6 protein-coding genes are annotated in these 13,026 nt (G+C 53.9%); all 6 read right to left on the bottom strand.

The features are described from left to right. Nucleotides 1-29: 29 nt before the first annotated feature. From BN8_RS05400 to BN8_RS05375, 6 genes are read right to left on the bottom strand one after another with little or no spacing between them, the layout of a single operon-like run. Nucleotides 30-2,312: an FAD-dependent oxidoreductase gene (locus BN8_RS05400; protein ID WP_009280805.1), complete on the bottom strand. Its 2,283-nt coding sequence runs from the start codon at nt 2,310-2,312 to the stop codon at nt 30-32. Continuing rightward, nucleotides 2,287-5,130, bottom strand: coding sequence for a glycoside hydrolase family 2 TIM barrel-domain containing protein (locus tag BN8_RS05395; RefSeq protein ID WP_009280804.1), 2,844 nt, complete (start codon nt 5,128-5,130; stop codon nt 2,287-2,289). Before BN8_RS05395 ends, BN8_RS05400 begins: the two co-directional genes overlap by 26 nt. After that, nucleotides 5,127-6,851 carry a sodium:solute symporter family protein gene (locus BN8_RS05390; protein WP_009280803.1) on the bottom strand — a complete coding sequence of 575 codons (1,725 nt, stop codon included), beginning with the start codon at nt 6,849-6,851 and terminating at the stop codon, nt 5,127-5,129. The genes BN8_RS05395 and BN8_RS05390 overlap by 4 nt, the downstream gene beginning before the upstream one ends. Then, complete coding sequence (locus BN8_RS05385) at nt 6,848-8,860, bottom strand: early set domain-containing protein (RefSeq protein WP_229367747.1); 2,013 nt, start codon at nt 8,858-8,860, stop codon at nt 6,848-6,850. Before BN8_RS05385 ends, BN8_RS05390 begins: the two co-directional genes overlap by 4 nt. Nucleotides 8,861-8,918: 58 nt before the next feature. Then, a complete protein-coding gene (locus BN8_RS05380; RefSeq protein WP_009280801.1) occupies nt 8,919-11,498 on the bottom strand; it encodes a hypothetical protein in 2,580 nt (859 codons plus the stop codon). A gap of 29 nt (nt 11,499-11,527) precedes the next feature. Beyond that, a complete protein-coding gene (locus BN8_RS05375) occupies nt 11,528-13,006 on the bottom strand; it encodes a RagB/SusD family nutrient uptake outer membrane protein (protein ID WP_009280800.1) in 1,479 nt (492 codons plus the stop codon). Between the last annotated feature and the right edge of the window lie 20 nt (nt 13,007-13,026).

The raw sequence follows: 13,026 nt of genomic DNA, 5'->3' as shown, positions 1-13,026 counted from the left end.
TAGATAATGAACGACGTAAAAGTTAACCGCTAGTCCGCATAACATCTTACCTCCATCAACGAAGCCGGAGCGCCACCGTTTGTTTCTTTCAGATGAATCGTCAGGCTACTGGTTTCAATGGGCTCTGCAAATCGGATTATGTTCCGGCTTTGGTGATTGTTGGTTTCGTGATAGATACGTTTCTGCCGATCGTTGCACAAGATGTACTCCCGAACGCAGAATGGCGAAGCGGTTTCCGGGTGGATCATGATCACTGACTCTAATGGATGATCGTAGTCTGTATCGAAAAACAGTTCGACGCGGCTGATACGTTGCTTGGTCGGCCAGCTTGCGGTTAGCGTTGGATTTGGATCGGTTAGCTCGGCAACGTAAGCGTTGGGTTGGCTGGTTGGCCGCTGAATGCCATTCCGAATATTTTCGGCACCAAATAAGCCAATACCACCGCTACATTTCAGGGCGACGTTCTGGCCTTTCGGCCGCCGTTCGGGGCACCAGAACTCGAACGTATCAACACCGATGTCTTCGGTCGGCTCCTGCTTGCCGTAGTTCGACACAGCCGCGTTGATTTTGTTAAACACCGACAACACGCCCGTTACACGAAGGTTACTGTATTGCAGCTTGACGTGTTCGTTCTTCATGAACATGACAAATACATAACATGGCTCGTCGATACGTACACTGAAGTCTAAATCAACCTCGTGTTTTCCTTTTCTCAACGGGATTGTCAATGTCTGCAACGTAACGTCCGGTGTGTGATTATCGGCCTTAGTGCTCCTGCGTAGTTCTACCGTTAACGTCGTGTCCTGATCAGCAGTGGCCCAGGCAGTCAGGCGAGGAACGGGACCGGTTGGAAGCGGCAGCATCTGGGCGGCTGACTGTGCCAGTGATATCAGCGGACCGTCGCCAGGGAGTTCGGTCAGGACAAACTCGCTGGATGCGGTCAGTGTTGCCTGTTGAATCAGGTCCCGCTCATCGTGCAAGCGCAGGCCCGGAATGTGCTGGCCGGTTTTCAGTAATTCTTGCTGCAACAAACCAATCTTTTGCGGCTCACTTAAACGGCGGGGCAATGTATTCTCGCGCGTACACAAAGCAGCGGCCATACCCACCGCCTGACCAACATGGGCGCTCGTGCCCATCACCCGCGCCGATCCAAAAGCAACGTGTGTAGCGCTGATGATCCGACCGGCAAGGAAGAGGTTCGAGATGTTGCGGCTGTACAAGCAGCGGTACGGAATCTGGTAAAGTCCTTTACCATGCCACTGATTGCAGCCCGGTTTCTCCGAAAAGACCCCGTCGGCCGGGTGGAGGTCAATCGACCAGCCACCGAAAGCCACGGCGTCTTGATGGATGCGTTGTTCGACAATATCCTGTTGTCTGAGCATGTAATCGCCCTCAAACCGACGACTTTCGCGCTTGCCGGGAATCGTCCCTACCCATTCGAGCGTCATGGTTTCGGCTTCGGGGAACTGGCCGGAGTTTTTGATATGATTCCAGACACCATACACCACTTTCCATAACTCCCACTTGATCGTCTCGGTATCGTGAACGGTGTCCAAACGCCCGCCGTACTCAATCCACCAGAGCTGGCAACCGTATTCCTGGGCGTTGAACCGGCGATAACGCGGAATCGTCGTAATGTCATCGAGGGCGTAGGACGGTGGCACAAACCGCACCGGCCGACCGGTATCTTTGGTATAGAAATACAATGAATGACCCAGCAGCTCACCGTACTCGGCCGAAGGCGCGAACTTCTCGCCAAACTCTTCCTGAGACTCAGCGCCCATCCGGAAAGCGGCACCAGCCTGAAAGCCAACGACACCATCGCCCGATGCATCGCAAAACAACGGTGCCGTCAGCTCATAAGCAGTACTGTTTTGGCTGCAAAAAGCTTTCAGACTGCTGATCGTGTCGGCGTTTGACTTTTCTACGTCGTAAACAGCCGTGTTCAACAGCAACGTAATATTAGGCTCACTGACAACCTTTTCCAGCAGGATTGTGTCAAAAAGTAACGGATTACCTTCCGGATTCCGGTACCAGTTCTCTACCAATATCTCGTCGATAACACCCCCTTCTCGCGCCCAGCGGTTGTTGTTACCCATATGCGACGTAGCACCCAACACCCACAACCGCACTTCGCTGGACGAGTTGCCGCCCAGCACCGGCCGGTCCTGAACGAGTGCAACACGGATGCCCGCCCGAGCCGCGGTGATGGCACAGCAGGTGCCGGATAAGCCACCCCCAACCACTATCAGGTCAGCTTCGTAGCGAATGGTTTTCAGAGTGCGTTTACCGGTTGCGTCGGACTTCAGCATACTGTTGAGCGTCGATTACAGGTGAAAAATCAGATTGGCCGACGGCATTCAACGATGCCATACGGAATTGATAGGGTGTGTTTTTAGCTAAACCTGATAGATGGAAATAGCCACCCTGCGCAGCATTAATATCAACTTTTGTCCAGGTGTCAGTTGCTGTAGTTGAGCTGCCGGTCTGTCGATATTCGAGAACGTATCCCGTGGCTTTCCTGACCGGCTCGAAACAGACAATAACCTCTGTTGGCTGACGGATAACGCCTTGCACGTTGGGCACCGATGGTAGCTGCCCGCCATCGGGCGTCACGGTTCGCTCCTCCGACCAGGCGGTCTGGTAGTTATTGTGCTTCAACCGACGGAGCCGGAAAAAGTACGGTTGGCCATTGGTCAGGTTCGGAACAAACAATACGCCCTTGGTGTCTGATTGCAGGATTGGCGCATTCGTGTAATCACCCGATTTAGTGGTGTATTGAATCTGGAACAGGTAATCATCTGCCTGGGTAGCATATCCTACGAAGAACCCACGGTCGGCCGATTCGACATATTGGATGGCGGGCGGTACGTACGAATCCAGCTCTACTTTGACCGAACGAACCGATGTAGGCTCACTTTCACCCGCTGGATTAACCGCGATCAGCGCAATCTGATAGGTTTTGTTAAACGCTAGTTTAGGAACGTCTACATACGGGTTCATGGTCAGTACGGTTTCGTTCGAGAGCCCGTCAGTACCATAACGCACCTTATAGCCAGTAGCCATAGGGGCTGGTGCAAACGTCACCCGAACGGTTCCGCTGTTTTCTCGTAGATCATTCTGTTCAGTACGTCCGCTGATGGCTGCCAGTACAGTTGGTGACTGGGGCTTACTGAAATATATAGTTGTATCGTAAGCGGTGTAATTCAGGGGCGATATGAGCGCGATCTGCACCGCATCAGACGAAGCCGAACCAGTTGCCCACTGCACCGCTTGCTGGATAGGAGCCTCACCAGGATTGATAGTGGGCAGATTTGAGAAGCCGCCCTGCACAAACCGACCATTGCGGTCGAGTGCTTTCCAGACGAGCCGGTAGCCGTTCAGGGTATAGGCCGGGAGGTCGAGGACACGCCGGGGTGTCAGCACAACCGTAGCACTGTTGCGGGATACGTTCGAGACGGTCAGGGATCGAATAGGGGCCGTTTCTCGACGAAAGGAATGCCAGGCTTTCTTGGGCTGGCGAAACACATCGACAACGCCCCACGGCCGATTTTCAGTGAACTCTTTGGTACCAATGAAACTACTTCGGTAATCATTAAACGTCCAGAGCGAGCCACCAATCAGGTACGGCCGGTTGCGAATCGAATCCACCATTGCCTTGGCGTCTACGTCAGCATCCAGGTTTTCCTGCAACTGACCGTAGCCATATTCGGTGTAAAAAAGCACTTTGTCGGGGTGTTGAGCATGAATCTGATCGGCGAGTTGACCCAGGTTTTTCCCGTATTTATTAATTAAGCCCAAGTCCGAAAATTGAATCGCATCGGGCTTGCGCTGCGCCGTATGACTAACCATCACGGCCAGCCGATTGGGGTCAAGTTTGTGAGCCAGTTGAATCGCCGACTCGACATACGCCATCGTTCCGGGATAATCGCCGATCTCGTTACCGACGCTCCAGCCGATGATGGCCGGATGGTTAAAATCTCGCGCTATCATGCGCTCCAGCCATTCAGTCGCCGTTGGTTTGTCTTTGTCGGCCAACTGATCAAACCCCCAGAGCGGTATCTCGGCGAAGGTCATAATACCGCGTTCATCGAGGTAGTCCAGCGCTTCTTTGGGTAAGGGCAGGTGCGTCAGCCGAGCCAGGTTAGTACCCAGTTCTTTCAGCTTGTCAATGTCTTCCTTGATGCGCCAGAGAGGAAGCGTATTGCCCGTGGTGCGGTCGTCCGGGACGAGGTTGAAACCCATTGGTCGAATGGCTTCACCATTCAGCTTAAAGGCGCAATTTTTGTTATCAACCTCAATTTTACGCAGGCCGAAGCGGTCAACCACTGGCTTATCAGTACGTATTGTCACTGCAGATGAATACAGAAACGGATCGTCAAAATGCCAGAGGTGAACCTGCTTACTGCTTACGTTCGTGCTGACCACAACCTCCTGGGTTTGCTTTGGTGGCACTGTTGCGGTAAACGGCAGATTCTTCTGGTAGCCGTTTGGTGCTGACAACGTCACTTCGCCTTGTACCGACTCGGGTGTCGTTCCGTGATTTTGCAACAGCACCTTCACACTTACCGCGGCCGTACGTTTCGACAAATCAACAGTGGGCGTGATGTGCTGCCGAACAATACGGACGGCTTCCGTTGCTTCGAGCCTAACCGGCCGCCGAATGCCGCCCCAGTTCCAGATCGCTCCACGCCGGAACGTATTATCAGCACAGACCACAATGGTGTTCGGTCCACCGTAGTTCAGCAGTGAGGTAACGTCAAATTCAAACGGCAGATAACCGCTGTTGTTGGTTCCTAAAAGCTGTCCGTTCAGCCAGACCTTGCTATCGTGGTATACGGCCTCGAAGCATAACCGCATGGTTTTACCTTTCAGACTGGCAGGAATTGTCAACGTTCTCCGATACCAGCCTTTACCAGCGTAATGCGCGTATTCATTCCGTAAATCCCAGTTGCCGGGCACGGGCAGTGAGTCCCACTCCATTGGGGCGTAGTCTGCTCTGAACCACCCTGCCGATTCGCCACGACCGTTCGGGTCTGTTCGGAATGCCCAGGTGCCGTTGAGGGAAGTGGTTTGTGCAGAAGCAACGGAGGACAGTAGAAGTATTAGTATGGTTAAGCGTCTTGTCATAACGGTTGTGGCGTTTTAGAAGGTAAAGGATCGATTACGACAACGCGTTGTGCCGCCCGCCAGGGAATCAGTGCCGCCAGTAAAATCACGACCGCTATGCCCGCCGTTGCTCCCGCGCCCGATGTAGCCAGCAAACTCAGCCCAAATAGCATCACTGCCGTGAACACCAGCGAACCGGCAATGACCCGCAGGCCGAAACGATTTTGCTGACGGATAGCCACGGCCTCTTCGGGTTGTTCGGCCTGCAACAGGGCGTCTTCCCGCTTCTGCTCACGAATGGTACGGTAATTCAGATAGTCATCGGCCACTACGTTTCGCGATCGCTGGTACAGTTCATACCCCAGCAGCAGCAACAACGGCAAGCCTACGCCAATCGCGGTTTCCCAGGCACGCGACAGTTTGTAATCCAGCAGCCAGGGCGACAGTACTTTAAAGAACAGGTTGACAAACAGGCCGACACCTGTAATCCAGAGCGTTGCCCGACTGGTCAGACGTTTGGAGAACAACGCCCAGAGTGGCGGTGCCAGCAGCGGTCCGCCCGAAATAGCCGATATACTCAACACAACTTCAACAATACCCCCTGCGGCCGGCACCAGCAACGCAATGCCGATCATACCCAGCCCAAAAAACCACGACGAGCCGCGAGCCACCCGAATCAGTTGTTTATCAGACGCATTGGGGTTAACTAAACCTTTGTAGATGTCATTGGTAAACACGGCCGAAACGACGTTCAGGGCGGTATTGGCGCTGGCAGAAGTGGAGAAATACATACCTGTCAGCATCAGGCCAAGCAGACCGGGTGGCAGCACGAGCTGGCAGATTTTGAGGTACGCGTTCTCCGTATCTAACCCCACCAGCGACGGGTTAATGACTTGGTAGATCATCGGCGGCAGCATCCAGATCACCGGGCTAATCAGGTACAAACCCGCAAACAGAAACGCTACCTTCCGCGCTGATTTGGGGCTGTCAACACTGGTATACCGCTGAACGAACGTCCAGTTGCCGCCGATGTAGGCGATGTGGTAGAACACAAAAGCGAGAATGAAGCCAATTGTGTATTCGCCGTTGAGCAGTCCGAAAAAGTCATCCGGTACGTTCTGCGTAAACCCCGCAAAGCCCCCTACCCGATCCAGCGACAATGGCAGCAGGATAAACACGGCTGCCGATAACACCACGAATTGCAGAATATCCGTCACCATCACGGCCCAGAGGCCGCCAACCGCCGTGTACGCAATCATGAAGATCCCCAGGCCGATTGTACATGGCACCAACGGCAGGTTCAGCGACGAACTAACCAGCTTAGCAACCGGATATAACACCGAGCCTTTGATGAACACGGATACCAGCGTAAAAATGAAAATGTACGCTTTTTGCACAGTCAGGCCCAGTCGTTCGCGAATGAACTCGGCGGCCGTTAAGGCTCCGGCTCGTTTCCAGCGCGGAGCCAGATACAGGCCGGTGACCAACGCCCCGATGCACATCGTCCACTGAATAGTGATAGCGACCCAGCCGTATTTATAGGCGATGCTTCCCCAGGCTACGAACGTACCGGCCGAGAAAAAGCTCATGAACAGCGACAGCCCGCCGATGAACCACGGCACGGCCTCGCCACCCGCAAAAAATGACTTCAGGTTCCGTCCCGTCCGGGCAAACAGCATCCCGATTCCCAGCACAAAGGCCGAGAAAATGACAATGACAGCGGTATCGATTGTTGTATTCATTTGGCGGCATTTGCCCCATTAAGGGTTAATATTGCTTTTTTCTGGAAGCCAAGATACCCGTAACTGACCGTGAGCAAGTTACTTCCGTCTGGTATCGTATAGGCCGCCCGGAACAGCCCCGTGTTAGGCCCGGTTTCTGTCAATGCCACTTTGGTAGCAGACGTATTTCCAGCGGTAACCAGTACGTAACCATCCTCCGGTTTAGTCCAGTCCTGATTCAGCGCGGCTTTTAGCTCCAGCGTGACGACATCGCCAGGTTTCGCGTTGGTAATGGGTTGATTCTGTTTATTCAGGATGCGAACGACGTGGCTTCCAAACGTCGAGAAGGTGACAGAGGTCATCCAGGCCCGGTTGGTCAGGCACCAGCCTTCTGTTGCATACAAATTCGGACGGTCACTGAGTGAGGCTGAGTCAGGGTTGAACGGAAAACCACTATTCGTAGGCGAACCATCGATAGTGCCCCGGCAATAGGCCAGCTCACCAGCGCCGAATGAGTGAATATAAGGCCAGCCCTGTTCTACACCCGCCCAATAGCCATTCAGGGCAACCCGGGCCGCACTCTTGTTGCCTAAGTGACAACCGGACGGATTCAGCCCAAAAACATTGTTTACCTGCGACCAGCCGATTTCCCGCAGCTTTGGATCGTTCAGCACCTGCGCCACGGCAAACAGGGAACCACCCAGACCGCATACTGTGCCGATTTCTTTACTCTTGCGGTGCGCCCATTCCGTGTCCGAATGGGTGCGGTACTGCCAAAGGTTGTTGGAGCGTCTTTTGATGTAATCGGCCCAGGCGGCCAGTTTCTCCTTTGTACCGACCGGGCATTTTTCCGGCTCCAGCATCAGAAACAGGGCCAGCGCCTGGGGCGTAATGTGTTCAGCGTTACGCATGGCCCAGGTGTGCCACTCGTTATCAAAGTTCCAGTTTTTGATGATATCGGTCGCACAATCCTGAGCGTATTTTAGAAAACGCGCCGATTCGCCCCCATTGGGTTCATGTCGCTCAGCCTCGTACATGAGCAGGTTCCGGAGCAGTCCCTGCCCGTAGGCGTTACCCATTTCGTTGAACTCCCGCCAGCCTTCGTCAATCCACTTTTTGCTGTTTACCCAGTAGCGTACCTCTTTCTGCCGCTCGTAAATCTCCCAGCGCTGGAGGCAGGTAGCCCGGTACTGACGGTACGTTTTCTCGGGTAGATATGGCTTCAGAAACGCATGATAGAAAGCACACGTAGCCGCCAGTTGATCGAGCAGGTTCTGGTAATCGAAGCTTTGCATGGGTTGCCCCTGGTAGCCAAATACCCGCGTTCCATCGAAATCACGCAGATTTTCGTAAGCCCCGCCCGCTTTACCGTTGTAACCGACGTTGTTGTAGGCAAACTCGGCATGCCAGAGCAACAGCTTGATAAGGTCAGGCATCTTACGATATTCGGCGTACGGGCGTTCACCGTACTCACCGTGGTCGGAATCCGGCTCGGTATCGTCGGGTGGAACAACCGGGTAGACCTTGTTGCCGTACTGACGTAATTCTTTCGTCCAGCGGTCGAACAGCGCCGGATTGGATGCATAAAGCAATCCTTCAAAAACGGTTTCCAGTCCGTGCCCACCGCCATCGCGCGAGGGACCACCGCCCGTGACGTTGGACGGCAGCAGCGACGTTGTGTAGCCACCCCGTACGTCAATGAAAAACTGATAGGCCAGCCGCGTCGACACTTTTTCCATCAGGTGATCGGCTACCCAGAACGGCACAGACTCGCCATGCCCCGGTACACTGACAATGTATTCTTTCGTAGAACCGGCAGGATTAAAGTCGGTAAAATAGCCGACGTAATCCTTAATTATTCCCTTGTAGACGACCTTGCCCGAACCGGCTTCTTTTACCGTAAACGCCGTTCCATCAGCCGCTCCCGGCACCGTAAACCGTTTGGCTTCACCGAGGTTGTAGCCCGCCTGATTGACAAAGGGCTTGCCTTTGATGGTAATGTTCGGCCGGGGCTGAGCAGAAACTGTCACGAGGCTAACACTGAGTATCAAGCTGGTAAAGAGTAGTCGTACCATCTTTAATGTTGTTCTATTGTTGCCACTCAAACTGCCAGACATCAATGCCAAATGGCGCTAGGCTGACCGTTACCTGTTGCGTGTCGACGGTGTTCTTGTTTGTCAAATTTGTCAATCGGCCGTTGCCGGTCTTAATCACAGTCGGTTGTAGTTTTACGGCTGCCTGCGTAGCCTCGGCGCGGTTGTTCAGCAAGACGATGAACAGCTTTTTTTTGTCCGGCGACAGCGCCGTTACGTATTCAATATTCGGGTTGCCGGGCGCTACAAGGCCTTCGCGGATGATGAGGCTGGCAGGTTGACCGTAGATGGTGCCGGGCGCAAAGCCATACGTCTGGTGCGGGCCAACTTTGGGCGTTACGAACCCACGTGGGAACGTCACCTTGCCGCCCGACCGTAGTTCAGCTTCGGCCATGAGGTAATCGGTAATCCAGCCGATCTGCCACCAGGCATGGTGCGGATACGGACCCGCGCCTTTGTTCATGGTCTGCCAGTAATAGGATGCGACGCTCGTTTTATCGTCCACAAAGGCATGTCGACCAACGGCCGCGGCCCGGGCCATGTCCGCGAACAACGGCTCTTTCGTTAACTCGTACATCCGGATGAACAAACCTGCGTGACTGGCTAATTGAATCGGCCCATGCCGATTGGCTGAGCCGAAAATGCCGCCATGTTCAAAGCCCAAACCCGACTGCGCAATCTCCCAATCCTCTCGCTGAATATCTTTGACATCTTTGACCTTCCGGTTTGGTATGGGGTGGGTGTAGATTGATGTGGTGTAAATCTTCGCCGTTGTAATAGCCGCGTCTTTATATCGGTTGTCCTTGGTCAGGTCATACAGATCCAGCAATGCCTGCGCCGACTGTGCCGTAGCGAAGTCCGGAGCATAACGGGCATCGCCACATACGCCCAGAAAATGGCCTTTTTTGACGGCATTTTCCAGGAACCAGTCGGCTCCTTTGCGGGCGGCTTGCAAGTATTTATCGTCTTTCAATATCCGGTGCGCAACGATCAGGCCGTAGAACGTCGGGCGAGTGTCGGGAATATCCTGAAAGGCTTCCTTTTCGGTGGGTTTGTCATAGGCGACGGCCCAGCTACCGTCTGGTTTCTGCCACTGCAACAAGCGGTCGGCCCCGAGCCGTAGACGCTCTTTCAACGCCTGGTTATCCGGCTCGAACAACAGGATGTTGCCCATGTCGAGCATCGTGTAATACGTCAGGCCGATGGGTTCAACCACCTCGCCCCACTCTTCCACAAACTTCTTCGACTTGGCCAGATAGTACTGCCCCACAGCCGCGCCTTTGAAAAATCCATCCTGCGTTTGTTGCTGCGTCAGCTTGAAATTCAGGGCGTAGGGCAGTACTTCACGCGTCAACTTTGGGTCGCCGGTCGCGTTTGCCAGCATCCACATTGCGCCGTAGTCGGAGTTTTTCATGGCGTCTTTGTTCGACCCAACTACCCCGCCGAGGTACGACTGCCCACCAATTTTCAGATTCTGATACTCCTCCACATTCCAGAGTGACGTAACCGGATCAGTCAGGTACTGGTGCATCTTCTGAATCCGGTCAGTCAGCGACTGCCTGTTCTGCCGCAACGCCAGCGATTCCCTGAACAGGTACACATCATACACTGCGTGCTTCAACGTATTGAACCAGTCGCCATTGTTCAGAGTGATGCGGAACGAATACGTCAGCACATCGCCCGCCCTGAACTGCGATTTGGGTTCACCCAGAATCGGATAGTATAACGTCGGGCTGAGCTGCGACTTCCGGTTTTTGTGCGACAAACCAATGTTCCAGTCCTCCTGCGTGATCTTGTCGACCGCCCACGGATCGCGGCCCAGCGACGGGTCGGGTATCACAGCGATCGTCTGGCCCGCTTTTGTCGTCACCATCGGGCATAGCGTACTGGCGCACCGTTCGCGGTAGATGACTGGCAACTCGGGCACTCCCTGACCGTAGGCATACGCCCGCACGAAATCTTTCTGGATCGCATTGCCCTGGAAATACCCCGGTACCGTCGCCCAGGCCAGGTCGTTTTCCGAGACAGCAACCACCGTCGGACTGGCCGAGGAGTAGTAGCCCGGTTTCTTGACGGTAATCGTCTGTTTAATGACTACATCCGTCGGAAATTTCGGATCGAGCAACCATTCTGAAACGACCGTGGCTACGTCGGTCTCCTGTTGAAAGCGAACGCCGTTTTTTCCGGTTTGCTGCGCTTGTTCAGGAAAGAAATGATACGCCCTTCCGGCCGTGTTCAACCCAACGGGACTGGTCGTCTGCCGCCACTGGTCCTGCTGATAGTGGTACTTTGGTCCCGGAAACTCCTCGCCCGTATTCGACGTAAACGTCCGTTCGGGTTCGGCAGACGGCTTTTCGGCCGAGTAGAGCAGCGTGTTTTCGCCGGACGGATTGGCGACAGGCCTCCACTGATTGCCTTGCCTGACCGAGACCTCCCGCAGACGCCAACCATCAGTTGCCTGTTCCCAACGAAGTCGAAGCTGGTCGTTTTCCAACGCCGGTTTCAAGGCCGTCTGAGCTATTGCCCCGCTATTCCATAAAGACAGCAAGACGTACAAAAGATACAATGTTCTCATACCATACAGAATGGCTGTTTGTTGTTGGTCTACTTCCAATCCGGGTTTTGCTCCAGTTGCGGGTTAGCATTCAACTCATCCAGCGGAATTGGGAAGTACTTGTTACGGGCCTGCACCGTCCGGGTTGGATAAACATTGTTGACAGCCTTAGGCACTTCCGTCAGGAATTTACCGGTGCGAGTGAGGTCGTACCAGCGGTCACCCTCGGCAAAGAATTCCCACGAACGCTCTTGGATAACGGCATCGATGAAAGCTTCTTTGCTTAACCCAGTCCTCAGATCGTCAAGACCTGCCCGCTTTCGAACAGCGTTGATGTAGCTGTAGGCCGTGGCTGTTGGCCCGTTGAGTCGGACTTCGGCTTCGGCCGCGATGAGATACATGTCGGGCAGGCGCAAGATGGGAATATTCGGCAGGTTACCAGTTGTTGAGATGGGGTCCTGATATTTTTTAATCAAAACGCCCTGCGTCGTAATCGGCGTGATGCTTCGTTGAGGCACTACTCTGCCACTTCTGTCCACGTAGGTTGTGTCAAGCAATTGGCGCCGTTTGTCCTTTGGGTCAAAGGAGTTGAAAAACGACTGATAAGCAAACATGGAGCCGAACGACGTCCGGGCATATTCGGCTCCCGCGTTACCGGTTGGTCCACACAAACCGGTTAATTGATGTCCACGGCTGGGGCTGAAACCGCCCTCCGATTCAAACGCCCACATGTTTTCTACTCGAGCCGCGTCTTCGCGGTCGTAACGGTACACATCCCGAACGTCGGTCATCAGAGAGTACTTGCCTGAGTTAATTACTTCCTGTGCCTTTTGTAAGGCTTTGGCCCAGTCTTCGTTATACAGAGCCGCTTTGGCGTACAGGGCGCTTATTGTTTCTTTTGACGGACGACCTTTTTCTACTGTTGGACCGGAAACGAGCCCGGCCGCAGCAGCCTGCTCCAGATCAGCGTATATCTGCTTGTACACGTCAGCTTTGGCACTTTTACCCACAATGGCTTCAGCCTGCGAAACACTGGCTTTCGTCTTCACAGGAATATCACCGAAGTTTTTGGCCAGCGTCCAGTGATAAAACGCCCGCATGAAATACGCTTCGCCCACGATCTGGCTTCGGCGCGTTGCATCCATGTTCGCACTGGGTACCCGCTCGATAATCCAGTTGGCTTTCTCAATACCGTCGTAGCAGGAGGCCCATATCTGCTGAGGAGCTTCGTTCAGTCGGCCAGCCGTCCGCTGGGTAGTATAGTTCGGATCATACGTAAACAGCGTCAACGTATTACGACCGACTACCGCTCGTGGATAGCACTGGTCCGCGCTAAAGTCTGACGCCAGCGTCATGGCCGGACCGGCGCACATATCGGCCAGTGGGTCATACACGGCAATCAGCCCTTTCTCGGCATCCGATGCCGTCTTATAAAAAGCCTCGGTATAAATGGAGGAATACACGGTCTCGTTCAACTCACAGGCTGTGAGACACAAAGTAGAGAGTATAGGAATGACTATCTTTTTCATCTTATTTAATGAGTGAATTA

Origin of the sequence: Fibrisoma limi BUZ 3 (assembly GCF_000296815.2) — a bacterium.
Classification (GTDB): Bacteria; Bacteroidota; Bacteroidia; order Cytophagales; family Spirosomataceae; genus Fibrisoma; species Fibrisoma limi.
The sequence above is the reverse complement of the archived record's forward strand: the minus strand, read 5'-3'. Positions and strand labels throughout refer to the sequence as shown.

Bases quoted from the DNA above. Each gene is read 5' to 3' on its own strand.
- BN8_RS05400 (WP_009280805.1), bottom strand. From the start codon at position 2,312: ATGCTGAAGTCCGACGCAACCGGTAAACGCACTCTGAAAACCATTCGC.
- BN8_RS05395 (WP_009280804.1), bottom strand. From the start codon at position 5,130: ATGACAAGACGCTTAACCATACTAATACTTCTACTGTCCTCCGTTGCT.
- BN8_RS05390 (WP_009280803.1), bottom strand. From the start codon at position 6,851: ATGAATACAACAATCGATACCGCTGTCATTGTCATTTTCTCGGCCTTT.
- BN8_RS05380 (WP_009280801.1), bottom strand. From the start codon at position 11,498: ATGAGAACATTGTATCTTTTGTACGTCTTGCTGTCTTTATGGAATAGC.
- BN8_RS05375 (WP_009280800.1), bottom strand. From the start codon at position 13,006: ATGAAAAAGATAGTCATTCCTATACTCTCTACTTTGTGTCTCACAGCC.